20 protein-coding genes are annotated in these 22,488 nt (G+C 68.5%); 11 read left to right on the top strand and 9 right to left on the bottom strand.

What is annotated here, in order from left to right; translation table 11 throughout:
* The first annotated feature begins 34 nt into the window (after window positions 1–34).
* The 6 genes from hemA to I6H87_RS09100 all read left to right on the top strand — a co-directional run bounded on the left by hemA (window position 35) and on the right by I6H87_RS09100 (window position 5,145).
* The gene (hemA, locus tag I6H87_RS09125) at window positions 35–1,339 is read left to right on the top strand and encodes a glutamyl-tRNA reductase (RefSeq protein WP_010809882.1); all 1,305 of its coding nucleotides are present in this window, start codon (window positions 35–37) and stop codon (window positions 1,337–1,339) included.
* Between the two features lie 100 nt (window positions 1,340–1,439).
* Window positions 1,440–2,522: a peptide chain release factor 1 gene (gene prfA / locus I6H87_RS09120; protein WP_041687541.1), complete on the top strand. Its 1,083-nt coding sequence runs from the start codon at window positions 1,440–1,442 to the stop codon at window positions 2,520–2,522.
* A gap of 190 nt (window positions 2,523–2,712) precedes the next feature.
* Window positions 2,713–3,042, top strand: a complete 330-nt coding sequence (locus I6H87_RS09115) for a hypothetical protein (RefSeq protein ID WP_010809880.1) — start codon at window positions 2,713–2,715, stop codon at window positions 3,040–3,042.
* A 144-nt stretch (window positions 3,043–3,186) separates the two neighbouring features.
* On the top strand, window positions 3,187–4,080 hold the full coding sequence (gene prmC / locus I6H87_RS09110) for a peptide chain release factor N(5)-glutamine methyltransferase (RefSeq protein WP_041687544.1): 894 nt from the start codon (window positions 3,187–3,189) through the stop codon (window positions 4,078–4,080).
* A 121-nt stretch (window positions 4,081–4,201) separates the two neighbouring features.
* Entirely contained in the window at window positions 4,202–4,513 is a 312-nt protein-coding gene (grxD, locus tag I6H87_RS09105; protein ID WP_041687546.1) for a Grx4 family monothiol glutaredoxin, read from the top strand.
* Between the two features lie 8 nt (window positions 4,514–4,521).
* Window positions 4,522–5,145 (top strand): UbiX family flavin prenyltransferase, encoded by a 624-nt coding sequence (locus tag I6H87_RS09100; protein ID WP_010809877.1) that lies wholly within the window; start codon window positions 4,522–4,524, stop codon window positions 5,143–5,145.
* Window positions 5,146–5,214: 69 nt separating this feature from the next.
* Here the strand turns inward: I6H87_RS09100 and I6H87_RS09095 are convergent, their stop codons facing one another.
* The 3 genes from I6H87_RS09095 to I6H87_RS09085 all read right to left on the bottom strand — a co-directional run bounded on the left by I6H87_RS09095 (window position 5,215) and on the right by I6H87_RS09085 (window position 8,265).
* The gene (locus tag I6H87_RS09095) at window positions 5,215–5,427 is read right to left on the bottom strand and encodes a hypothetical protein (RefSeq protein ID WP_010809876.1); all 213 of its coding nucleotides are present in this window, start codon (window positions 5,425–5,427) and stop codon (window positions 5,215–5,217) included.
* Window positions 5,428–5,569: 142 nt separating this feature from the next.
* Window positions 5,570–7,087 carry an L-piperidine-6-carboxylate dehydrogenase gene (amaB, locus tag I6H87_RS09090; protein ID WP_011616119.1) on the bottom strand — a complete coding sequence of 506 codons (1,518 nt, stop codon included), beginning with the start codon at window positions 7,085–7,087 and terminating at the stop codon, window positions 5,570–5,572.
* Window positions 7,084–8,265 carry a saccharopine dehydrogenase family protein gene (locus tag I6H87_RS09085; RefSeq protein ID WP_010809874.1) on the bottom strand — a complete coding sequence of 394 codons (1,182 nt, stop codon included), beginning with the start codon at window positions 8,263–8,265 and terminating at the stop codon, window positions 7,084–7,086. Before I6H87_RS09085 ends, amaB begins: the two co-directional genes overlap by 4 nt.
* Window positions 8,266–8,393: 128 nt before the next feature.
* On the opposite strand from I6H87_RS09085, the gene I6H87_RS09080 reads away from it, so the two are divergent.
* Complete coding sequence (locus I6H87_RS09080) at window positions 8,394–8,843, top strand: Lrp/AsnC family transcriptional regulator (RefSeq protein ID WP_010809873.1); 450 nt, start codon at window positions 8,394–8,396, stop codon at window positions 8,841–8,843.
* Between the two features lie 44 nt (window positions 8,844–8,887).
* Window positions 8,888–9,697: a 4-hydroxy-tetrahydrodipicolinate reductase gene (gene dapB, locus I6H87_RS09075; RefSeq protein WP_011616120.1), complete on the top strand. Its 810-nt coding sequence runs from the start codon at window positions 8,888–8,890 to the stop codon at window positions 9,695–9,697.
* 40 nt (window positions 9,698–9,737) lie between these two features.
* On the opposite strand, the gene I6H87_RS09070 is transcribed toward dapB, so the two are convergent.
* From I6H87_RS09070 to I6H87_RS09060, 3 genes are all read right to left on the bottom strand, one after another.
* Window positions 9,738–10,472 carry a hypothetical protein gene (locus tag I6H87_RS09070; protein WP_011616121.1) on the bottom strand — a complete coding sequence of 245 codons (735 nt, stop codon included), beginning with the start codon at window positions 10,470–10,472 and terminating at the stop codon, window positions 9,738–9,740.
* A gap of 154 nt (window positions 10,473–10,626) precedes the next feature.
* A complete protein-coding gene (locus I6H87_RS09065; protein ID WP_010809870.1) occupies window positions 10,627–11,625 on the bottom strand; it encodes a Bug family tripartite tricarboxylate transporter substrate binding protein in 999 nt (332 codons plus the stop codon).
* Window positions 11,626–11,677: 52 nt separating this feature from the next.
* Window positions 11,678–13,171 (bottom strand): acyl-CoA synthetase, encoded by a 1,494-nt coding sequence (locus tag I6H87_RS09060; protein ID WP_011616122.1) that lies wholly within the window; start codon window positions 13,169–13,171, stop codon window positions 11,678–11,680.
* Window positions 13,172–13,298: 127 nt separating this feature from the next.
* Here I6H87_RS09060 and I6H87_RS09055 point away from each other — a divergent pair, with 127 nt between their 5' ends.
* The 3 genes from I6H87_RS09055 to I6H87_RS09045 all read left to right on the top strand — a co-directional run bounded on the left by I6H87_RS09055 (window position 13,299) and on the right by I6H87_RS09045 (window position 16,217).
* The gene (locus I6H87_RS09055; protein ID WP_010809868.1) at window positions 13,299–14,213 is read left to right on the top strand and encodes a LysR family transcriptional regulator; all 915 of its coding nucleotides are present in this window, start codon (window positions 13,299–13,301) and stop codon (window positions 14,211–14,213) included.
* A gap of 137 nt (window positions 14,214–14,350) precedes the next feature.
* On the top strand, window positions 14,351–14,866 hold the full coding sequence (locus I6H87_RS09050) for a winged helix-turn-helix transcriptional regulator (RefSeq protein WP_010809867.1): 516 nt from the start codon (window positions 14,351–14,353) through the stop codon (window positions 14,864–14,866).
* Entirely contained in the window at window positions 14,859–16,217 is a 1,359-nt protein-coding gene (locus I6H87_RS09045) for an MATE family efflux transporter (RefSeq protein WP_010809866.1), read from the top strand. The genes I6H87_RS09050 and I6H87_RS09045 overlap by 8 nt, the downstream gene beginning before the upstream one ends.
* 238 nt (window positions 16,218–16,455) lie before the next feature.
* On the opposite strand, the gene I6H87_RS09040 is transcribed toward I6H87_RS09045, so the two are convergent.
* The 3 genes from I6H87_RS09040 to I6H87_RS09030 are packed head-to-tail and all read right to left on the bottom strand — an operon-like array spanning window position 16,456 to window position 22,291.
* Entirely contained in the window at window positions 16,456–17,904 is a 1,449-nt protein-coding gene (locus tag I6H87_RS09040) for an efflux transporter outer membrane subunit (RefSeq protein ID WP_010812264.1), read from the bottom strand.
* The gene (locus I6H87_RS09035) at window positions 17,901–21,059 is read right to left on the bottom strand and encodes an efflux RND transporter permease subunit (RefSeq protein WP_010812265.1); all 3,159 of its coding nucleotides are present in this window, start codon (window positions 21,057–21,059) and stop codon (window positions 17,901–17,903) included. The genes I6H87_RS09040 and I6H87_RS09035 overlap by 4 nt, the downstream gene beginning before the upstream one ends.
* The gene (locus tag I6H87_RS09030; RefSeq protein WP_011616123.1) at window positions 21,056–22,291 is read right to left on the bottom strand and encodes an efflux RND transporter periplasmic adaptor subunit; all 1,236 of its coding nucleotides are present in this window, start codon (window positions 22,289–22,291) and stop codon (window positions 21,056–21,058) included. The genes I6H87_RS09035 and I6H87_RS09030 overlap by 4 nt, the downstream gene beginning before the upstream one ends.
* Between the last annotated feature and the right edge of the window lie 197 nt (window positions 22,292–22,488).

The raw sequence follows: 22,488 nt of genomic DNA, 5'->3' as shown, positions 1-22,488 counted from the left end.
CGGCCACGCTCCGGACCGTACCCGTCCCCTACAAATGCAACTGCTCGCGATCGGCATCAATCACACAACGGCACCTGTCTCGCTGCGCGAGCGGGTGGCGTTTCCGCTCGAGCAGATCAAGCCCGCGCTGGGTGCGCTGCGCTCCCACCTGTCGGGGCGCAGCGGCACCGAAGCCGCCATCCTGTCCACCTGCAACCGCACCGAGATCTACTGCGCGACCGACGTCCTGACGCCGGGCACGGATGGTTTCGAGCACACCCTGCGCTGGCTGTCGCAGCACCACAACGTGCCCGCCGGCGAACTGGCGCCGCACCTGTACGCGCTGCCGCAGTCCGAAGCCGTGCGCCATGCCTTCCGCGTGGCCAGCGGCCTGGATTCGATGGTGCTGGGCGAGACCCAGATCCTGGGCCAGCTCAAGGACGCCGTGCGCACCGCCGGCGAGGCCGGCTCGCTGGGCACGTACCTGAACCAGCTGTTCCAGCGCACCTTCGCGGTGGCCAAGGAAGTGCGCGGCCAGACCGAGATCGGCGCGCATTCGGTATCGATGGCCGCAGCCGCGGTGCGGCTGGCGCAGCGGATCTTCGAAAGCGTCTCGACCCAGCGCGTGCTGTTTATCGGCGCGGGCGAGATGATCGAACTGTGCGCCACGCACTTCGCCGCGCAGCAGCCGCGCCAGATCGTGGTGGCCAACCGCACCGTGGAACGCGGCGAAAAGCTCGCCGAGCAGCTCTCCGGCCAGGGCCTGACCGCCAACGCGATCCGCCTGACCGACCTGGGCGAGCGCCTGCATGAGTTCGATATCGTGGTGTCCTGCACCGCCAGCTCGCTGCCGATCATCGGGCTGGGCGCGGTGGAGCGCGCGGTCAAGCGCCGCAAGCACCGCCCCATCATGATGGTCGACCTGGCCGTGCCGCGCGACGTCGAGCCCGAAGTCGCGCGCCTGGACGACGTCTTCCTGTACACCGTCGACGATCTCGGCGCGATCGTGCGTGAAGGCAATGCGATGCGCCAGGCCGCGGTGGCGCAGGCCGAGGCCATCATCGAAAGCCGGGTGCAGAACTTCATGCACTGGCTGGAAACCCGCAGCGTGGTGCCGGTCATCCGCGAACTGCAGACCAGCGGCGAAGCCATCCGCCAGGCCGAGCTGGAACGCGCGCGCCGCATGCTGGCACGCGGCGACGACCCCGAGGCCGTGTTGGAGGCCCTCTCCGGTGCGCTGACCCGCAAGTTCCTGCATGGCCCCACCCACGCACTGAACCACACCCAGGGCGAGGACCGCGAGGCGCTGCTGCGCCTGGTGCCGGGCCTGTTCCGCCACAGCAGCCACTCCGAGCGCTAGCCGCTCTGCCCTTGCGCCGCGCGCGCCCTGCCGCGCCGGCACGCCGCCACCCGCCCGCGGGTAGCCCCGGCCCCTGGCCCACCTCTTTCCCCCGCACCCGATGAAAGCCAGCATGCTTGCCAAGCTCGACCAACTGGCCGAGCGACTCGATGAAGTCAACGCCCTGCTCGCGCGCGAAGACGCGACCGCGAAGATCGACCAGTACCGCAAGCTCAGCCGCGAACATGCCGAGTTGTCGCCGGTGGCCGAGCAGTACGGCCAGTACCGCCAGGCGCAGGACGACCTGGCCACCGCGCAGGCGCTGCTGGACGATCCGGAGATGAAGGACTTTGCCGCCGACGAGATCGCCAGCGCGCGCGCGCGGCTGGAAGGCCTGGAAGCGAGCCTGCAGCGCCTGCTGCTGCCCAAGGACCCGAACGACGACCGCAACCTGCTGCTGGAAATCCGCGCCGGCACCGGCGGCGAGGAAAGCGCGCTGTTCGCCGGCGACCTGCTGCGCATGTACACGCGCTATGCCGAACGCCAGCGCTGGCAGGTCGAAGTGATGAGCGAATCGGCATCGGACCTGGGCGGCTACAAGGAAGTGATCGTGCGCATCGCCGGCGATGCGGCATTCTCCAGGCTGAAGTTCGAATCCGGCGGCCACCGCGTGCAGCGCGTCCCGGCGACCGAGGCACAGGGGCGCATCCACACCTCGGCCTGCACGGTCGCGGTGATGCCCGAAGCCGATGAAGTGGGCGAGGTCGAGATCAACCCGGCTGACCTGCGCATCGACACCTTCCGCGCCTCGGGCGCTGGCGGGCAGCACGTCAACAAGACCGATTCCGCGGTGCGCCTGACCCACCTGCCGACCGGCATCGTGGTCGAGTGCCAGGACGACCGCAGCCAGCACCGCAACAAGGACAAGGCGATGAAGGTGCTGGCGGCCCGCATCAAGGACATGCAGACGCGCGCCGCCCAGGCGAAGGAGGCCAGCACGCGGCGCAACCTGATCGGCTCGGGCGACCGCAGCGACCGCATCCGCACCTACAACTTCCCGCAGGGGCGCGTGACCGACCACCGCATCAACCTGACGCTGTACAAGATCGACATGATCATGGACGGCGACATGGATGAGCTGCTGTCGGCACTGGCTTCGGAACACCAGGCTGATCAGCTTGCTGCACTTGGCGAAGAGTCGTAAGCACCACAAAATGTCGTGCAACCGGCCTTCCGCCCCGAACACCGCGTAAAGTCGCCGATATCTTTGTATTTCTTGTAAATGCTTGAAACAGCACTGGTAGGGGTAAGGCGGCTGTCTATAATCGATTTCGACCGGCAAACGGAGAATGGTGCCGGGTAGTCACTCCCGAGAACATACCTAGGACGAAATCATGAAAAAACTGCTCGCGCTGTTGATGATCACCGCGGCCATGGCCGCTTGCAGCAAGAAGGAAGAAGCTCCGCCTGCCGCCTCGAACGCCGAGAGCGCCATGCAAAGCGCCGCTGAATCCGCCAAGGCCGCCGCCAGCGATGCCGCCGCTGCCGCCAGCAACGCCGCAGACGCCGCCAAGGCCGCCGCCAGCGGTGCCGCAGCCGACCTCTCGGCCGCCGCCGACAAGGCCAAGGCAGAAGCCGGCAGCGCCATGGCAGACGCCAAGCAGGCCGCCAAGGATGCCGTCAACACGGGTGCCGACAAGGCCAAGGACGCCGTCAATAAGTAATCGTCCCGGCGGGGGCATTGCGCCGCCCGCCGTCGATGAGCGGTACACTGGCGGCAAGCTGGAAGTCCCGCCCCAAAGCCCCGCCAGGCCTTTGCGCCGGTGGGGTTTTTTGTAGCCGGCAAAAGAACCGTCCCCTCCCTTTCGATGTCTTCCCCAAACTCTGCCGCGCTGCCGGCGACCCCCACGCTGCGCGAAGCCCAGACCCTCGCCGCCATGGCCGGGCTGCCTGCCCTGGAAGTGCGCATGCTGCTGACGCATGTCACCGGCCTGAGCCGCACCCAGCTGATCACCCGCGACACCGACACCCTCACCATCGCCCAGCGCGACGCCTTTGCCACGCTGCTGGCGCGGCGGCTGGCGGGCGAGCCGATGGCCTACCTGATCGGCGAGCGCGAGTTCTTCGGCCGCAAGTTCCGGGTCACGCCTGACGTGCTGATCCCGCGGCCCGATACCGAAGTCGCCGCCGAAGCCTCGCTGGCGCGGCTGGCCGAGGTGCCGCAGCCGACCGTGCTGGACCTGGGCACAGGCTCGGGCATCCTGGCCGTGACGCTGGCGCGCGAGCGCCGGGATGCGCAAGTCTGGGCCACCGACATCTCGCCCGGCGCGCTGATGGTGGCGCAGGACAACGCCAGCGCGCTCGGCGCCGACCGCATCCACTTCCTGGTGTCTGACTGGTACGCGGCGCTGCCGCCAGGCCTGCGCTTTCACCTGATCGTCAGCAATCCGCCCTATATCGCCGCGGGCGACCCGCACCTGGTCGAAGGCGACCTGCGCTTCGAACCGATCGACGCGCTGACCGACCACGACGACGGCCTGTCCGACCTGCGGGCCATTGTCAGCGGTGCCGGCGCCCGGCTGCTGCCTGACGGCTGGCTGCTGATGGAGCATGGCTACGACCAGGCGCAGGCCACCCGCCAGCTGCTGGAGGACACCGGTTTCACCGAGATCTTCACCGCCCGCGACCTGGCCGGCCTGGAACGCTGCACCGGCGGGCGCTGGCAAGGCGCCCGGCCCGGCGGCACCACTGCCGGTCACTGAAGCCCGGCGGCGATTCCGGTAAAATCGCCGTCAGATCCCCGCCACGCGGCCAGGCCGCGTGGCGTCCCATTCTCCCCAGGCGGCGCCCGCGACACGGCATCGCCCCACTGAAAAGCAAACCATGAGCGACGTGCAGCAAAAGATCGATCAGATCGTCAAGAGCAACCCGGTAGTCCTGTTCATGAAGGGCACCGCGCAATTCCCGATGTGCGGCTTCTCGGGCCGCGCCATCCAGATTCTGAAGGCCTGTGGCGTGGACGCGCCGACCACGGTCAACGTGCTGGATGACGAAGGCATCCGCCAGGGCATCAAGGAATACGCCAACTGGCCGACCATTCCGCAGCTCTACGTGAACGGCGAGTTCATCGGCGGCTCGGACATCATGATGGAGATGTACCAGAACGGCGAACTGCAAACCCTGCTGAAGGGCTGAGTTCCTTTATGTCCGTGACTGGCGGCACACCCAAACGGCTGATCGTCGCCATCACGGGCGCCACTGGTGCCATCTACGGCGTGCGCCTGCTGCAGGTGCTGCGCGCGGCGCCCTCGGTGGAAACCCATCTGCTGATTTCGCCGGCCGGCGTGATGAACCTGCAGCACGAGCTGGACATCAGCCGTGCCGAGGTGGAGGCGCTGGCCAGCGTCGTGCACAACGTGCGCGACATCGGCGCGACCATCGCCAGCGGCTCGTTCCGCGCACAGGCGATGGTGGTCGCCCCCTGCTCCATGCGCACGCTGGCGGCGATTGCGCACGGCCTGTCCGACAACCTGATCACGCGCGCCGCCGACGTCACGCTCAAGGAGCGGCGCAAGCTGGTGCTGATGGTGCGGGAAACGCCGCTGAACCTTGCGCACCTGCGCAATATGACGGCGGTGACGGAAATGGGCGGGATCGTGTTCCCGCCGGTGCCGGGCTTCTACCAGAAGCCGCAAAGCATTGCCGAACTGGTCGACCATACGGTCGGGCGCGTGCTCGACCTGGTGGATTTGCCGGAGATCGGCCAGACGCTCGCGCCCAGCTGGGGCGGGCTGAACGCCCGGGCCGGCGACGCGGCCGGCAACTGAACTGCGGCCGGCGCGCAGCCTCTCTCTACGCGCCGGCATCCTCGCGCATTGTCGTGCCAACCGCGCTCATTACCAGCGGCGGTAGCCCCGGCCATAGTAGCCATGGCCATAGTAGCCGCCATAGCCGCCGTAGTAGTACGGCCGCGGTGCCACCACCACCGGCGCGGGCGCCACGTACACCGGCGCAGGGCCGACCGCGGGGCCGGCAGGCGTGGGATAGACGGCGCAGCCGCCCAGCAGGGTGACGGATGCCGCAGCGGCAGCCAGTCCAATCGTCAGCATTCTCATCATTCGTCCTTGGGGTCGGAACGGGCATGTGCCTGCCCTGCTGACGTTATACGGGCAGAAAGCGTAATACGGCGTCAAAGGCGTGTAAGGCTTGTTACAGTTCCCTACGCGCCCTGTAACACGCCCAGGGATGCCGTCAGATCTCGAACCGTATCCCCTGCGCCAGCGGCAGCGAATCGCCATAGTTGATCGTGTTGGTGGCGCGGCGCATATAGCCCTTCCACGCATCCGATCCCGACTCGCGGCCCCCGCCGGTTGCCTTTTCCCCGCCGAAGGCGCCGCCGATCTCTGCGCCGCTGGTGCCGATGTTGACGTTGGCGATGCCGCAGTCGCTGCCTGCCGACGACAGGAAGCGCTCGGCCTCGCGCATCGATTCCGTGAAGATGCACGACGATAGCCCGTGCGGCGAGGCGTTGTTCAGCGCGATGGCCTCATCCAGCGTGGTGTACGGCATCAGGTACAGGATCGGCGCGAAGGTTTCGGTCAGCATGGTGTCGTGCTGGGCGTCGGTCATCACCAGCGCGGGCCGCACGTAACAGGCATGCGGGTAGCGGTCGGCCAGCAGCCGTTCGCCGCCGGTGACGATATTGCCCTGCGCGCGGCAGGCGGCCAGCGCATTGGCCATGGCATCGCCCGCGGCGGTGTCGATCAGCGGGCCGACCAGGGTGCCGTCAGCGAGCGGGTCGCCGACGGGCAGGCGGTCGAACACGGTGATCAGCCGGCTCGCCATGGTGTCCATCAGGTCGGCGTGGATAAAGCAGCGACGCAGCGTGGTGCAACGCTGGCCCGCGGTGCCGGCCGCGGCGAAGGTGATGGCCCGCACCGCCAGCTCGATGTCGGCCGAAGGCGCGACGATGGCGGCATTGTTGCCGCCCAGCTCCAGGATGCTGCGCTTGAAGTGCCCGGCGCAGGCAACGCCGACCTCGCGGCCCATGCGGGTCGAGCCGGTGGCGCTGACCAGCCGCACCGCCGGGTGCGACACCAGGTGGGTGCCCAGCATGCGCCCGCCCGGCAGCACCGCCGAGATGCCGGCGTGCTGCGGCGCCGCCGCGGCGAGCACGCGCTCCAGCAGGCCATGCGCGGCCAGCGCGCACAGGGTGACTTTTTCCGAGGGTTTCCAGATCACGCCGTTGCCGCACACCAGCGCCAGCGCCGCATTCCACGCCCACACCGCCACCGGAAAGTTGAAGGCCGAGATCACGCCGCACAGCCCATACGGATGCCAGGTCTCGCGCATCGCATGCTGCGGGCGCTCGGAGGCAATGGTCAGCCCGTGCAACTGGCGCGACAGCCCGACCGCGAAGTCGCAGATGTCGATCATCTCCTGCACCTCGCCCAGGCCTTCCTGCAGGATCTTGCCGGACTCGAGCGAGACCAGCCGGCCCAGCGCCGGCTTGTGTTCGCGCAGCACCTCGCCGAAGCGCCGCACGATCTCGCCGCGCGCAGGCGCAGGCAGCAGCGCCCAGGTGGTCTGCGCCGCGTGGGCGCGGGCGATCAGCGCATCGGCCTGCGCCGGCGTGCAGGCCGGGACATGGCCGATGGCCTCGCCATCGACCGGCGAGCGGACCGTCACGGCGCCGGCCGGCGTGCCCTCCCGCCACGGCCGCGGCAGGCCCAGCGAATCCCAGCAGGCAGCGAACTCTTGCGCTTTCATATGACGGTCTCCTGGAGCGGATGCTGCGTGTAATGGCGGCCGAAGCGATTGGCAAGGAAGGCGTCCAGCGGCATCGACTCCTGCCGCACGAAGCCGGATTGCGGCAGCGCGCCGGTGGCCACCATGTCCAGCGCGGTGCAGATGCCCGCGGCAGTGGTCAGCTGGATCGCGTTGACATGGCCCCCCTTGCCATCCACCCCGCCGATGCGCGCCGAGAACGAAGCCTGCGTCAGCGGCCCGCGCCCGCGTTCGCCCCCGGCCGGGTAGCCGGTGGCGGTGGCGAACACGATCACCACGTCCTGGTCGGTCACCGGGATGGCGCGATCGAAGATATCGCGCAGCCATTCACGGCGTTCGCGCAGGCGCAGGTCGTTGAGCAGCAGTTTCATCAGCGCGCAATGGCCCGGATAGCGGATGGACTTGTAGTCGACATGGCGCGCGCGGCCGGCCAGCGTCTCGGGCAGCGTGCCCAGGCCGCCAGATGTATTAAAGGCTTCGTACTCGATGCCGTCCAGCGCAAAGCTTTCCAGCCCCTCCAGCGCCGTCAGTTCCACGCGGCGGCCGTCGACGATGGCCTCGCACGGGTTGCAGTACTCGTTGATCAGTCCCTCGGTGCTCCAGGTCAGGTTGTACTTGAGCGCATTGCTGGGGTAGCGCGGCAGCGCGCCAACCCGCATCTGCAGGTCCAGCAGTTCCCCCCCGCCGCGCAGGAAGCGCTGCGCCAGGTCATGCCCGACCACGCCGATAAAGCCCGGCGCCAGCCCACACTGCGGCATCAGCACCGAGCGCGCGCTTTGCGCCAGCTGGCGGATGGCCTGGGTCGCGGCCACGTCCTCGGTCAGGTCGAAGTAATGCACGCCCAGGCGCGCCGCCACCGAAGCCACGCTGATCGCGGCGTGGAACGGCAGCGCGTTGAGCACGGCATCGGCGCCGGCCAGCAGCGCGGCGCAGGTGCCAGGCTCGGTGGGGTCGCCGGCGCGCGCCAGCACGCCGCGCGGCAGGCCGTCGAGGCGCCGTGCGTCATGGTCGACCACGCTGACGCGGTAGTCGCCACTGTCATGCAGCATGGTGGCAATGGTGCGCCCGATCTTGCCCGCGCCCAGCACCGCCACGTGCAGCGGGCGGGTCGCCTTGGGCAGGTCGCGCGGGGCCTGCCGGCCCAGGTTCGAGGCTTGCATGGTGTCTCCGTCCACAAGAAAAGGTTGTCCTGTTGACTGGAGTATGGATAGCCAGCGCGACACAATGAAGCCACAAGAACGACGAAAACCCGCCATAATCGAACGAAACGACGAACCATCCCGACGTAATGACCGAGCTCGACACCACCGACCGGCACCTGCTGTCGCTGCTGCAGGCCAATGCCCGCGAAAGCGCCGCCAACCTCGCCCGGCACCTGGGTATCGCCCGCACCACCGTGGTCGCGCGCATCGCGCGGCTGGAGCGCAGCGGGGTGATTGCCGGCTACGGCGTGCGGCTGGGGCAGCGCATGGAAGACAACGCCATCCTGGCCTATTGCGGCCTGTCGGTGCAGCCCAAGGCCGCGCCCGCGATCCTGCGCGCGCTGCAGCGCCTGCCCGAGATCGAAGAGGTCAATTCGGTCAGCGGCCCGGTCGACTACCTGGTGGCGATCCGCTGCGACACGCACGACCGCCTGGACCGGCTGCTCGACGAGATCGGCATGCTCGACGGCGTCAACCACACCACCACCTCGATCGTGCTCGCGCGCAAGCTCGACCGCCGGCGCGCTGCCGGCTGACGCGGTATGCTGCCAACCCGATCAAGCGTTTGCGGAGCAACAATATGAACAACCCGATCCGTGTCGCCGTGGGCGGCGTGACCGGCTGGGCCGGCGGCGAACTGGCGCGCGGCGTGGCCCATGCGGCCGACATGACCCTGGTGGCCGGCCTGTCGCGCGGCGCCGCCGGGCAGCCTCTGGCGCAGCTGACCGGCCATGCCGATACGCCGGGCGTGGCGGCCGCCAGCATCGAGGCCCTGGGGGAAACGCCCTACGACGTCTATGTCGAATACACCAAGCCGGGCATCGCCAAGCACAACATCCTGCAGGCGCTGGCGCACGGCACGCACGTGGTGGTGGGCACCTCGGGGCTGACCGACGAGGACTATGCCGAGATCGACGCGGCCGCGCGCCAGGCCGACCGCGGCGTGCTCGCCTGCGGCAATTTCGCCATCACGGTGGTGCTGCTGCAGAAGTTTGCCGAGATGGCCGCGCGTCACCTGGAGCACTGGGAGATCATCGACTACGCCAAGGCCGGCAAGATCGACGTGCCCTCCGGCACCGTGCGCGAGCTGGCCTACCGGCTCGGCCAGGTCAAGGCCGCCGCGCAGGCGGTGCCGGTCGACCAGGTCAAGGGCCCGAAGGAAACCCGCGGCGCCACCATGTCGGGCACGCAGGTGCACGCGGTGCGGCTGCCGGGCTACCAGCTTGGCGTGGAAGTGATCTTCGGCGCCGACGGCCAGCGCCTGCACCTGAAGCACGAGGCCGGCGACGGCTCCACGCCCTATGTCGCCGGCGCGCTGCTGGCGATCCGCAAGGTCCACACCGTGCGCGGCGTGGTGCGGGGGCTGGACAAGGTGATGGAAGGGCTCTGAGGCCAGGTCAGCAGGCGGGCAGGCCGCCTGCTGCGGAGTGTTACCAGCTGCCAGGCTTCTCCGGCTTGGCGGCTGGCTTTGGCGCGGGCTTGGAGGCGGCTGCCTTGCCGCCCTTGGCCGCGGGCGCCGAGGCCGGATTGAGCTGCTTGTCCACCTCGGCATCCTTGTCCGCCATCAGCACGCGCGCCTGCGGCAGCAGCATTTCGATGGTGCCGGTGTTGGGGTCTTCCGGCATGGCGTAGAGCTCAACCGTCAGCGGCTTGTGCATCCAGCCGGCATGCAGCGTCTTGATGCTCTTGCCAGCCTTGTCGGGCATGTCGACCTGCTCCTGCCGGAACGGCTTGCCGTACAGCGCGCTGACGCTGTCGGCCGCGGCCTGCTGCGAGTTGGCGCCGGCGGTCGGGACCACCAGGCCGACCAGCGCGTTGCGGTCGACAAAGGCCAGCACAAAGGGGCCGTCCATGAAGGACGGGCGCTGCGCGCGCGGCACGCCGACCTGGCGCATCAGGCCATCGCCCTTCAGTTCGACACAGAATCCGGTGACATCGCGGCCATCGGGCGTGCGCTTGTCGGCGCAATCCGGCAAGGCCGGCAGCGGGTTGCCGATTTCCAGCATGGCCAGCAGCGGCGACAGCGCGCTGTTCTCGGCCTTGGCCTGGGCCTTGGCCGGTGCGGGGGCTGGTTTGGCGGCAGGGGCGGAAGCGGGGGCGGCAATGGCGCCGGCAGCGGCGCCCAGCAGGCCGGCAAGCGCCAGCCCGGCAACGGGGAATTTCAAATCGGACTCCTGATGAACGGCTCCGGGTTGGAGCCCGCCCCGGCCGGGTTGTTCCTGCTTGGCGCGGGCGGTGACGGGAAAGTCACCGGCGGCCTGCCAGGCCAGGGGCGAGCAGTAGCTTACCCCATGGCCCTGGCGGCTCCCGCACTTCCAGTCAGTCCAACGAAATGTTATTGGCCTTGATCACCTTGCCCCAGTGCTCGCGGTCGGCTTCGATATAGCGGTCGATCTCGGCCTGCGTGCGCGGCGCCTGCACGACCAGTCCCAGCGCGCTGAAGGTGGAACGGAACTGCGCGTCCTTGAGCACGTGGGCAGCGGCGGCCTGCAGCCTGGCCACCGCATCGGGCGGCGTCTGCGCGGGCACGGCCAGGCCGAACCAGGTGGCGGCCTGGAAGTTGGGATAGCCGCCTTCCGCCACGGTCGGCACGTCGGGCAGCACGTCCAGCCGGGTGCGGCCGGTGACCGCCAGCGCCTTGAGCTTGCCTGCCTTGATATGCGGCAGCGAGGTGCTGACCACATCCACCATCAGTTGCACGTCGTTGGCCAGCAGCGCCGACAGCGCCGGGGCGCTGCCGTTGTAGGGCACGTGGGTGACGCTGATGCCCAGCTCGGTCTTGAGCATTTCGGTGGCCAGCTGGAGCGCGTTGCCCAGGCCGACCGAGCCATAGTTGAGCTTGCCGCCCGCGGCCTTGGCGTAGGCCGCGAACTCGCGGATATTGCTGGCCGGCACCTTGCTGTTGGTCACCACCACCAGCGGCACCTCGGCGCCGATGCTGAAGATCTTGAAATCCTTGGGCGGATCGTAGTTGATCTTCTTGTACAGCATCGGGTTGAGCACCATGCTGCCGTTGGTGGCCAGCACCATGGTGTAACCGTCTGCCGGCGCACGCGCCACGCTGGTGGTGCCGATCATGGTGGCCGCGCCCGGGCGGTTTTCCACCACCACGGTCTGGCCCAGCTGGCGCGACATGCCGTCGGCCAGCGCGCGGCCGAACTGGTCGGTCGAGCCGCCGGGGGTGTAGGGCACCACCAGCTTGATCGGGCGATCGGGATAGGCGGCCTGCGCGGCTCCGCCCCACATGGCCAGCGCGCACCCCGCGCCGGCTGCCATCGCGGCGAGCCAGGCGCGCCGTCCGCTTGGTTTGTTCTGCATCGCGTCTCCTCCTGTTGTTATCGGTCGTGATCGATCCAGGCCGGGCACGCGCTCAGACGCGGCGCTGGCGGCCTTCCCAGTATCGGTCACGCAGCCGGCGCTTGGCGAGCTTGCCGGTTTCATCGCGCGGCAGCTGCGTCTCGACCACGATGCTGCGCGGCACCTTGAAGCCGGACAGCCGCTGGCGCAGCCAGTCGATCACCTCGGCCTCGCGGATCTCCACGCCTGGCATCGGCTGCACCATGCCCAGCAGGCGCTCGCCGTACTCGTCGTCGGGGATGCCGAACACCACGCAGTCGGCCACGCCGGGGTAGCGCACCAGCTCATGCTCGATCTCGGCCGGGTAGATGTTCACGCCGCCGGAGATCACCATGTCCGATGCGCGGTCGCAGATAAACAGGTAGCCGTCGGCATCGACATAGCCCATGTCACCCAGCGTCACCAGCCCGTCTCGGTCGATGGCGGCGCGCGCGGCATCATTGTTGCGGTAGCTGAAGTCGGGGTAAGCCGGCTGGCGCACGTAGACCAGGCCGATCTCGCCCGGCGCGCACTGGCGGCCGTTCTCGTCGAGGATGCGCAGCTGCGCGTCATCGACCGGTTTGCCGGCGGTCCCCGGGCGCGCGGCGGCATCGGCCGGCGTGGCCACGGTGATCATGCCGGCTTCGCTGGAGGCGTAGGTTTCGTGGATGACCGGGCCCAGCCATTCCAGCATCGCGCGCTTTACTTCGGGCGAGCACGGCGAGCCGGTGGAGGCGACGAAGCGGATCGAAGACAGGTCGTACCTGGCGCGCACCTCGGGCGGCAGCTTGAGCAGGCGCACGTACATGATCGGCACCAGGTAGAGCACGTCGATGCGGTGCTTTTCCACCAGCGCCAGCACCTGCTCGGCATCAAAGCGCGACGTGAGCACCAGGCGTTCGGCCATCTGCAGCGCGTTCTGGATAAACGAGCCCGGCGCGCTGTGATACAGCGGCGCCGACATCAGCGTGCGGCAGCCCGGCTCGATGCCGTAGGTCTGCCTCACCACCGAGCGCATGCGCGCGAACTGTTCCTCCAGCCGGTCCAGCGGCAGCGGCTGGCGCACCACGCCCTTGGGCCGGCCGGTGGTGCCGGAGGTGTAGGCCATATGGCCGCGCGGCGCCACGCGCGGGCCGTCGTAGGCCGGCTGCTGCGCCAGCCAGCTTTCATAGTCGATGGCGCCTTGGGCGGGGCCGCCCACCGACAGCACCGTCATGCCGGCCGGAACGGCGTCGCGCACGGCGGGCAGCAGGTCGGCCTGCACCAGCAGCACCCTGGCGCCGCTGTCGGTCAGCAGGAAGCGCACTTCCTCGGCGGTGAAGTGCCAGTTGATCGGGCAGTAGTAGCAGCCCGCGGTACGGCAGGCATGGACCACGTCGGCATAGGCCGGATCGTTACGCAGCAGCACGGCGACCACGTCGCCCTCCTGCACGCCCAGCGCGCGCAGGCCGCCGGCCAGGCGGGCGCCGCGCGCCAGCAATTCTTCGCCGCTGCGGTGCATGTCTTCAAACCAGAGGTCCGTGGCCATCCGTCGTCTCCTGTATGCGATCCGTTCTGTCAGCCGACCACTGTATCGGCGTAGCCGTGGATCGACAATCAGGTGCATCGGAATCACAATGTTGCACCAGACGCGACAATCCTGCAGGCAATCCCCGATGGACCTCAACCTGATCCAGGCCTTCGTCGACATCGTCGATGCGGGCAACCTGGCCGAAGCCGGCCGGCGCCGCGGCGTGACGCGCTCGCAGGTCAGCCGCCAGCTGCGTGAGCTGGAGCACCAGGCCGGCGCCCAACTGCTGCGCCGGACCACGCGCCGGCTGGAACTGACCGGGCCCGGCCATGCGCTGTACCAGCATGGCGTGCGCATCCTGCAGGAAGTGGCCTCGGCGCAGGCCGAGATCGACAGCCTGGGCCGGACCCTGCGCGGCCATGTGCGCGTGAGCGTGCCCACCGGGCTGGGCGATGCCTATATCGCGCCGCTGCTGCTGCAGTTTGCGCGGAAGCACCCCGGCATCACGCTGCGCGTGTTCTTCGCCAACCGCGTCAACGACCTGATCGCGGCCGAGATCGATGTCGCGCTGAAGGTCACCTCGGCGCCGCCGCTGGATCACGTGGCGCGTGAAATCTGCGACATCCGGTGGCAACTGTATGCATCGCCGGAGTACCTCGCAGACATCCCGCCAGTACAAGCGCCGCCCGACCTGACCGGCTGCAACTTCCTGTGCCCGCCATACCCGCCGCGCCAGTTCCCGCTGTCGCTGTACCGCGACAGCCAGCGCGTGGACGTGGCGCTGACGCCAAAGCTTCAGTCGGAAAACTTCCTGTTCCTGGCGCGCGCCGTGCGCGAGGGCCTCGGCATCGGCATGCTGCCGGTCTACATCGGCTGGGAGGAAGTGCGCGCCGGCCGGCTGGTGCCGGTGCTGCCCGACTGGCGCCCGGAGGGGCTGGGCAACAAGCTCTTCATCATCACCACGCCTAACCTGCACCCGTCGATGGCCACCCGCGCGCTGATCGGGTTCCTGCGAGAGGAACTGGACAAGCTTGAAGTGTTCCGCGACGCGGTGGCGTAGCCGGCACCGCTGGCCGGTGAACGAACGCTTTCCGGACTCAGGGTCGCAACCAGCCCTGCAAACTTTCGTTTTGCAAGCTATGCTCCAGAAAACTTGCACTTTGCAAGCAAGTCGACAGGACCAGAACGGCGGAGACCATGCCCCCTACCGATTTCACCTCGATGCCCTGCCCCGTGGCCCGCTCCATGGCCGTGCTGGGCGAACGCTGGGCCATCCTTGTGCTGCGCGAGGCCTTCTACGGCAGCACGCGCTTCGACGAGTTCGAACGCAACCTGGGCATCGCCCCCAACATCCTCAGCGCGCGCCTGAAGACGCTGGTGGCGCACGGGCTGCTGGCCCGCGTAACGCCCGAGGGCGGCGCTCGCCACGTCTACCAGCTGACCGACAAGGGCCGCGACTTCTTCCCGGCCTATGTCGCGCTCAAGGCCTGGGCCGACCGCTGGATGACCGACGAAAAGGGTCCGCTGACGCTGCTGCAGGACCGCCGCACCGGCGCCGAGATTGCCGAGCCGGCGCTGGCGCGCGCCGACGGCAGCGCGATCACGCTGGACGATTTGCGTGTCCTGCCCGGCCCCGGTGCCGGCCGCTTCCTGCGGCAGCGCTTTGGCGAGGCCGGGACCGTTGGCGAGCCAGGGGAGGCCCGCCATGACTGACACGCGCACATTGCCCGCGGGCGCCCTGCCCGCCGAGGCGGTACCGGCCACTGAAATTGCGCGCCGCATCGGCAAGCTGGCCGGACCGACCGCGCTGATCGCCGTGCTGCAGGCCGTGGCCCAGTTGATCGAAACCTGGCTGGCCGCGCGCCAGGGCACGGCGGCGCTGGCCGGCTGGGCGGTGGTGCTGCCGTTTGCGCTGCTACTGCAGCAGATGTCGACCGGAGCGATGGGCGGCGGCGTGGTCGCGGCCATCGCCCGCGCGCTTGGCGCCAACAAGCGCGAGGAAGCGTCTTCGCTGGTCATGCACGCGCTGCTGATCGCAGTGACCGCCGGGCTGGCCTTTGCGGTGGTGCTGGCGGGCTTCCCGCGCGGCGTGCTGGGCGCGGTGGCCGGCGCCACGGCGGCGGAGGCCGCTGCCAGCTATGCGATCTGGCTGTTCGGTGTCGGCGCCATTCCGGCGTGGCTGGCCAATACGCTGGCCTCGGTGCTGCGCGGCGGCGGCCGCCATGCGCTGGCCGCACGCGTGCTGGCGCTGATGTGGGTCGCTTTCCCCGCACTGTCGTGGCTGCTGGCCGAGCCTGCCGGCATGGGGCTGGCCGGCATCGGCGCCGCGCTGGCGGCGGTGTCGTGGGCCGCGGCGCTGGCGATGGCGATCGTGGTGGCGCGCGGCGGCGCGGGCTTCGTGCCGGTGCTGCGGGTGCGGCCGTCGTGGGAGCTGTTCGCGCGCATCCTGTCGGTGGGCCTGGTGGCGTGCGCGCTGGCCTCGGTGGCCAACCTGACCACCATCCTGGTCACCGCGCAGCTGCGCCACCATGGCACCGCGGCGGTGGCGGCCTATGGCATCTCGGCGCGGCTGGAATTCCTGATGATCCCGCTGGCCTTTGGCGTGGGCTCGGCGCTGACCGCACTGGTCGGCCGCGCCGTGGGCGCCGGCGACTGGCATACCGCGCGCCGCACGGCATGGGTCGGCGCGTTCCTGGCGCTGGCCATCGCCGGCACCGCCGGCATTGCCGTGGGCCTGGCGCCGGTGCGCTTTGCCAGCCTGTTCACCCATGACCCCGAAGTGATCGCCATCGCCGCGCGCGCGCTGTCATGGGTAGGGCCGGCCTTCGGCAGCTTCGGCCTGGGCATGGCGCTGTACTTTGCCTCGATGGGCGCGGGCCGCATGCGCTGGCCGGTGGCCGCAGGGCTGTGCCGGATCGCGCTGGCGGTGGGCGGCGGCTGGCTGCTGGCCAATGTGTTCGGGATGGGGCTGGACGGACACTTCCTGGGGGTGGCGCTGGGGATTACGGCCTATGGGGTGGTCACGGCGCTGGGGGTCAGGCAGGGGGAGTGGTCGGCGCGGTGAGGTCAGTGGCGTGAGCGCATTTCAACGCCTGCGGTTTGCTTCCCTTTCCCGCTTGCGGGAGAGGGGCTGGGGGTGAGGGCAGGCGCTGGCATACCGACGCGCTGCACTTCGTGGACACTCCGGCCCTCTCCCCCACCCCTCTCCCACTTCGCGGGAGAGGGGAGCGTCCGCGAGAGGTGGCAGTGAATTCCGGCGCACGCGGTGCGCTAGCGCCTGGCAATTGCGCCAGCACTTCGTCCTACCGCCTCAACACCTTCGCATCCCCCTGCATCCCCGCCTCCCTGACGTCCTGCGGCACCGACGGCCAGCCGCCGCCGAGCGACTTGTACAACGCCGCGGTGCCGGTCAGCACGTCCACCTGCCCCTGCACCGCCGACAGCTGCGCGGCGAACAGCTTCTCCTGTGCCGTGGTCACCTCCAGGTAGCTGGAATAGCCGCCCTCGTAGCGCGCGCTCGACTGGTCGGCATAGACCACCAGGCTCTTCTCCTGCTGGCGCAGGCTGACCAGGCGGTTGCGGGTCTCGATGCCGTTGGACAGTGCACTGTTGACGTCGGCCAGGGCCGACAGCACGGTGCCCTGGTAGGCCAGCATGGCCTGCTCGCGCTGTGCCGAGGCGGTCTGCACCTGGCCGCGGATGGCGCCGCCCTGGAAGATCGGCTGGGTCAGGCCGGCACCGATGCCCCACACCTGCGAGGCACTATGCCACAACCCGGCCGGCGAACTGGCAATGGCGCCGAACAGCCCGCTCAGGTTGACGGCCGGCAGGTACAACGCTTGCGCGGCGCCCAGCTGCGCATTGGCGGCAATGGCGGACTGCTCGGCCTGCAGCACGTCAGGCCGGCGCGACAGCAGCGCGGCTGGCAGGTCCGCACCCACCGGCGGCGGCTGCAGTTCATTGACCGGCTTGCCGCGCTCGATCGGCCCGGGCTCGCGGCCCAGCAGCACCGACAGCGCGTTCTCGGTCTGCGCGATGCCGCTGCGCAGCACCGGGATCGTCGCCTCGGTCACGTAGAAATCGTTCTCGGCCTGCGACAGCTCAACCTGCGAGATCACCCCGCCCTCATAGCGCTGCCGGAAGATATCCAGTCCAGCCCCGCGCGCCTTCAGCGTCTGCTGCGCGATCTCCAGCTGCGCGTCCAGCCCGCGCAGCGTGGCGTAGCCCTGCACCACCGATGCCGCCAGTGACAGCACCACGCCACGGCGCGCGTACTCGGCGTTCCACAGGCTGGCCTCGGCGGACTCCGCCTGGCGCCGGATGCGGCCCCACAGGTCGATCTCCCAGCTGGCATTGGCGAGCAGCTGGTACGAGTTGCGCGGGCCATCGAGCGACGCGAACGGCGTGCCGTTGAAGGTGCCGGCGCGCTGGCGCGTTGCCGCCGCGGACAGGTTCACCTGCGGGAAGAATCCCGAGCGCACCACCATCAGCTGGCCGCGGAACTCATCGATGCGGGCCGCGGCGATGCGCACGTCGTAGCTGTTGCGCAGCGCCGTCTCGACCAGCGTGTTCAGCACCGGGTCGCCGAAGCTGTCCCACCAGGCGCTGTCCGCGGCCACCGACAGCACGCCGGTATCGATGCGGTACTGCGCCGGCTCGGGCGTGGCCGGGCGCTCATAGTTGGGGCCGATGGCACAGCCGCCCAGCGCTGCGGCCAGGCAGGCACCGGCCAGCCGGTGGCGCGCGCTCATGACGGTTCTCCGGCCGGTGGCGTGGTGGCTGCGGCCCCGACCTTGGGCTTAGGCTTGCGCTCGGACATCACCTCCAGCCCCCAGAAGAACATCGGGATGAAGAACAGCGCAATCACCGTGGCGCCGAGCATCCCGCCGATCACGCCGGTGCCCAGCGACTGTCGGCTGGCCGCCGACGCGCCACTGGCGATCGCCAGCGGCACGCAGCCGAGGATAAAGGCGAGCGAGGTCATGATGATCGGGCGCAGGCGCAGCCTGGCCGCATGCAAGGCCGCGTCGTAGGCACTGAGGCCTTCCTTGTGCCGGATTTCCACCGCGAACTCAAAGATCAGGATGGCATTCTTCGCCGCCAACGCAATCAGCACCGTCAGCCCGATCTGGAAGTAGACGTCGTTCTGCATGCCGCGCAACAGGATGGCAACCAGTGCACCGAACAGCGCGAACGGTACCGCCAGCAGCACACCGAACGGCAGCGTCCATTTTTCGTACTGCGCAGCAAGGATCAGGAACACCATCAGCAAGGCAAAGGCAAAGACCATTGCTGCCGTCGACCCGGCAGTCTTCTCCTCGTACGCCTGTCCGCTCCAGGCAAAGCTGTAGCCCTGGCCAAGCACCTCCCGCGCCACGTCCTCCATGGCCGCAAGCGCCTGGCCGGAGCTGTAGCCCGGCGCGGCATCGCCCATGATCTTGGCGGCCGGGAAATTGTTGAAGCGGGTCATGATATCGGCGCCCGGGACATACCGGGATGTCGTCACCGCCTTGATCGGCACCATTTCGCCAGTGCGGTTGCGCACGTAGACCTTGTCGAGATCCTCCGGACGCGAGCGGTAGTCGGCCTCGGCCTGCAGGATCACCTGGAACAGCCGGCTGTTCTTCGGGAACTGGCTGACGAAGAGCGAACCGAACATGGTCTGCAGCGCGGAATAGACCTGCTCGACGGGCACGCCCTGGGTTTCGGAGCGTTCGCGATCCACCTCCACCAGCAACTGGCGCGAGCGCGTGTTGATAGTGGAATTGATCCCGGTCAGCTCCGGCCGCTGCCGCGCCTTGGCGATAAAGGCATGCACCCGCTCCTCCAGCTGCTGGTAGGTGCCGTCCGCCGTGCTCTGGAGCCAGAACTCAAAACCACCGGTCGTTCCCAGGCCCGGGATCGAGGGCGGGTTGATCGGAATGGTCACACCGTCCTGGTAGCTCGCAAACTCCTTCTTCGCCTTGGCGATCAGATCCGCCGCGCTCTCGCCTTCCTTGCGGTCATGGAAGCCCTTCAGCGTGATGAACAAGGTGGAAGCATTGGCCTTGTTCTGCGAATCGATCAGGCTGTACCCGTCCACGGACGCCACCGAGCTGACGCCGGGCTGCTTGGCATACCAGGCCTCGGCACGGGAGGAGAGGTTGCCGGTGCGGTCCAGGCTGGCCGCATCCGGCATCACCACGGCACCGAACAGATAGCCCTGGTCCTCCACCGGCAGGAACGACGACGGTATCCGCACGAACATCAGCACGCTCACCCCGATCATGACAAGGATGATGACGATGGAGATCACCGTCCGCCTGATCACGACCTGCAGCGACTTGTCGTACCCCTGGATCAGGCGATCGAACGAATTGTTGAACCACTGGAAAAACCGGTTCTTCTTGTGCTCGCCGGGCTTGAGCAGGATTGCCGCAAGCGCCGGCGACAGGGTCAGCGCCACCACCCCGGACAACACCACCGACACCGCGATGGTGACGGCAAACTGCTTGTAGAGCTGGCCGGTAATGCCGGACAGGAACGCCACCGGGATGAATACCGCCAGCAGCACCAGCACGATCGCAACCACGGGGCCGCTCACCTCGTCCATGGCACGCTTGGCCGCCTCCTTTGGTGGCAGTTTGAACTCCACCATGTTGCGCTCGACGTTCTCGATCACCACGATCGCGTCGTCGACCACGATGCCGATGGCCAGCACCATCCCGAACAAGGTCAGCATGTTGACCGAAAAGCCGAACATGCTCATGCCGACGAAGGCGCCAATGATCGACACCGGCACGGCAAGGATCGGCACGATGGTTGCGCGCAGGCTCTGCAGGAACAGGTAGACGACCAGGATCACGAGGATCACCGCATCGCGCAGCGTGTGCACCACCTCGTTGATCGATTCGTTCACGAACTCGGTGGTGTCGAGCGCAACCTCATATTCCAGCCCGGGCGGGAACGACTTCTTCAGTTCCGCCAGCGTGCCGCGCACCTGCTTGGCCACGTCCAGCGCATTGGCGCCCGGCTGCTGGTAGACCGCCAGCAGCGTGGCGGTCTTGCCCTTGTAGCGGCTGCGCAGCGAATAATCCTTGACGCCGAGTTCAGCCCTGCCGATGTCCTTGAGCCGCACCAGCGCGGCGTCGCCCGACTGCGCGCGCAGGATCATGTTCTCGAACTCGGCGGGCTCGGTCATCTGGCCCTTGGTCGCAATCGGGAACGTCTGCAGGACGGGATCGGTGGTCGGCGACTGTCCGATACGGCCGGCGGAGAACTGCTGGTTCTGCGCGCTGACAGCGTTCTTGACGTCTTCCGTGGTAATGCCCAGCGACGCCATCCGGTCCGGCCGCAGCCAGAGCCGCATGGCGTAGTCCGGATTGCCGAAGATCGCTGACTGGTTGGCGCCGGGAATGCGCTTGAGCGCATCCAGCACATAGATGTTGGCGTAGTTGCCGACAAAGGTCTGGTCGTAGCTGTTGTCCGGCGAAAAGATGGCAATCACCATCATGAACGCGGAAGAACGCTTCTGCACGGAAACGCCCTGGGCCGTGACCGCTTCAGGCAGGGTTGGCAGCGCCAGGTTGACCCGGTTCTGCACGTCTACCTGCGCCAGTTGCGGATCGGTCCCGATCTCGAAATACACCGTCAAGGTCAGGTCACCCGTCGAGGAGCTCGTCGAGTTCATGTACATCATCCGGTCCGCGCCGTTGACCTGCTGCTCGATCGGCGCCGCTACGTTTTGGGCGACCACCTCCGCGCTGGCTCCGGGGTATCGAGTCGTCACCGTGATCGACGGCGGCGTGACGTCCGGGAACTGGGCAATCGGCAGTTTGGTCAGCGCGACCAGGCCGCCCACCACGATGATGATGGACAGGACCGACGCAAAGATGGGTCGGTCGATGAAGAAGTGGGCAAGCTTCATGGCTTGCTCCCCGCGCTCTGCGTGCTCTTGGCCTGGGCGGGGGATGACGCGCCTGGCGCACCCGGTGCGCTGGCGGGCGCCGCACCCGCCGGGGGCTTCTGGCCGGACGCTACCTCGGTGGCCTTGACCGGCGCGTCGGGCGCCAGCCGCAGCCCGCCGCTGACGACCACGCGCTCGCCCGGCTTCAGGCCGGAGCGGATCACCCAGTTGTCGCCGGTCCACTGGCCCACGTCGACCACGCGCTGGTGGGCCTTGTTGTCCGCGCCGACCACCCACACCATCTGCCCGCGCGGGCCCTGGATGACGGCTTCCTGCGGCACCGCCACGGCCTTGGTGCGCTCGGCGCCATGCAGCTTCACGCGCACGAACTGGCCGGGGCGCAGCGTGCCGTCAGGGTTGGCAACCTCGGCGCGGATCATGTAGGTGCCGGTCTCGGCGCTGAACGAGGCATCGGCAAAGGTGATCTTGCCGTGATGCGGGAACTGGCTGCCATCGGCCATCACGATCACCACGTCAAAGGCGCCCTTGGGCGGGAACTTGAGCGCGCCGGACTCCTGCTCCGAGCGTGACGACAGCACCTCGTTCTCGGACAGGCTGAAATTGACCCACATCGGGTCGAGCTTGGCCACGTAGGTCAGCAGGCTGTTCGACGGATCGATATAGCTGCCGGCCTGCTTCTTGGCAAAGCTCGACACGCCGGTGACCGGTGACTTGATCGTGGTATAGCCCAGGTTCAGCCTGGCATTGGTGACATTGGCCCGGGCCGCCTCGACCGCGGCCGCGGCGGCCTGCTGCTTGCCCACGGCGTCGTCCAGGTCGCGCTGGCTCAGCGCGTTGCGCTCGGCCAGCGGGCGCACCCGCGCCAGGTCGGCATTGGCGGTCTTGAGCCGCGCCACCTGCTGCGCCATTTCGGCATTGGCCGCATCCAGCGCCGCGGCGAAAGGCTTGGGATCCATCAGGAACATGGTCTCGCCGGCCTTGACCACCGCGCCCTCGGTATAGACGCGCCGGTCCAGGAAGCCATTGACGCGCGCGCGGATCTCCACCTGCTGCGAGCTCTGGGTCTGGCCGACGAAGTCATAGACGATCGGCACATCGCGCGGCGCCACCGTCATGGTGCCGACCTCGGCCGCGGGCGGTGCGCTGGGCGCCGGTTTGTCCTTGCCGCAGGCGGCCAGCGTCATCACGCAGACCAGCCAGAGCGCGCCGCGCCAATGGAAAGCAGTGTTCACGGATCCCTCTCCCGCCATGGTTATGCACGCGATCGCCGCGCGCGCACGCTGGCGACCTTCCGTCGCGCCGGACCGGTGGCCGCACTCGCCTCTTTACCGGCAGGGTAAGGCTCGGCCCTGCGGGCGCCAATTCAATTCTTTTGTAGGCGTCTTTACTGCTTTCGACTTGCTTTTGCCCGCACCCGCGCGGGCTGCCA

The organism is Cupriavidus necator (assembly GCF_016127575.1).
GTDB lineage: Bacteria > Pseudomonadota > Gammaproteobacteria > Burkholderiales > Burkholderiaceae > Cupriavidus > Cupriavidus necator_D.
This window is presented reverse-complemented; position numbering and strand designations above follow the sequence as displayed.

Coding starts and splice junctions, on each gene's coding strand:
- I6H87_RS09045 (WP_010809866.1), top strand. CDS start 14,859: ATGACTGACACGCGCACATTGCCCGCGGGCGCCCTGCCCGCCGAGGCG.
- I6H87_RS09085 (WP_010809874.1), bottom strand. CDS start 8,265: ATGCAAGCCTCGAACCTGGGCCGGCAGGCCCCGCGCGACCTGCCCAAG.
- amaB (WP_011616119.1), bottom strand. CDS start 7,087: ATGAAAGCGCAAGAGTTCGCTGCCTGCTGGGATTCGCTGGGCCTGCCG.
- prfA (WP_041687541.1), top strand. CDS start 1,440: ATGAAAGCCAGCATGCTTGCCAAGCTCGACCAACTGGCCGAGCGACTC.
- I6H87_RS09035 (WP_010812265.1), bottom strand. CDS start 21,059: ATGAAGCTTGCCCACTTCTTCATCGACCGACCCATCTTTGCGTCGGTC.
- I6H87_RS09080 (WP_010809873.1), top strand. CDS start 8,394: ATGACCGAGCTCGACACCACCGACCGGCACCTGCTGTCGCTGCTGCAG.
- prmC (WP_041687544.1), top strand. CDS start 3,187: ATGTCTTCCCCAAACTCTGCCGCGCTGCCGGCGACCCCCACGCTGCGC.
- I6H87_RS09060 (WP_011616122.1), bottom strand. CDS start 13,171: ATGGCCACGGACCTCTGGTTTGAAGACATGCACCGCAGCGGCGAAGAA.
- I6H87_RS09050 (WP_010809867.1), top strand. CDS start 14,351: ATGCCCCCTACCGATTTCACCTCGATGCCCTGCCCCGTGGCCCGCTCC.
- I6H87_RS09040 (WP_010812264.1), bottom strand. CDS start 17,904: ATGAGCGCGCGCCACCGGCTGGCCGGTGCCTGCCTGGCCGCAGCGCTG.
- I6H87_RS09100 (WP_010809877.1), top strand. CDS start 4,522: ATGTCCGTGACTGGCGGCACACCCAAACGGCTGATCGTCGCCATCACG.
- grxD (WP_041687546.1), top strand. CDS start 4,202: ATGAGCGACGTGCAGCAAAAGATCGATCAGATCGTCAAGAGCAACCCG.
- I6H87_RS09115 (WP_010809880.1), top strand. CDS start 2,713: ATGAAAAAACTGCTCGCGCTGTTGATGATCACCGCGGCCATGGCCGCT.
- dapB (WP_011616120.1), top strand. CDS start 8,888: ATGAACAACCCGATCCGTGTCGCCGTGGGCGGCGTGACCGGCTGGGCC.
- I6H87_RS09055 (WP_010809868.1), top strand. CDS start 13,299: ATGGACCTCAACCTGATCCAGGCCTTCGTCGACATCGTCGATGCGGGC.
- I6H87_RS09065 (WP_010809870.1), bottom strand. CDS start 11,625: ATGCAGAACAAACCAAGCGGACGGCGCGCCTGGCTCGCCGCGATGGCA.
- hemA (WP_010809882.1), top strand. CDS start 35: ATGCAACTGCTCGCGATCGGCATCAATCACACAACGGCACCTGTCTCG.
- I6H87_RS09095 (WP_010809876.1), bottom strand. CDS start 5,427: ATGCTGACGATTGGACTGGCTGCCGCTGCGGCATCCGTCACCCTGCTG.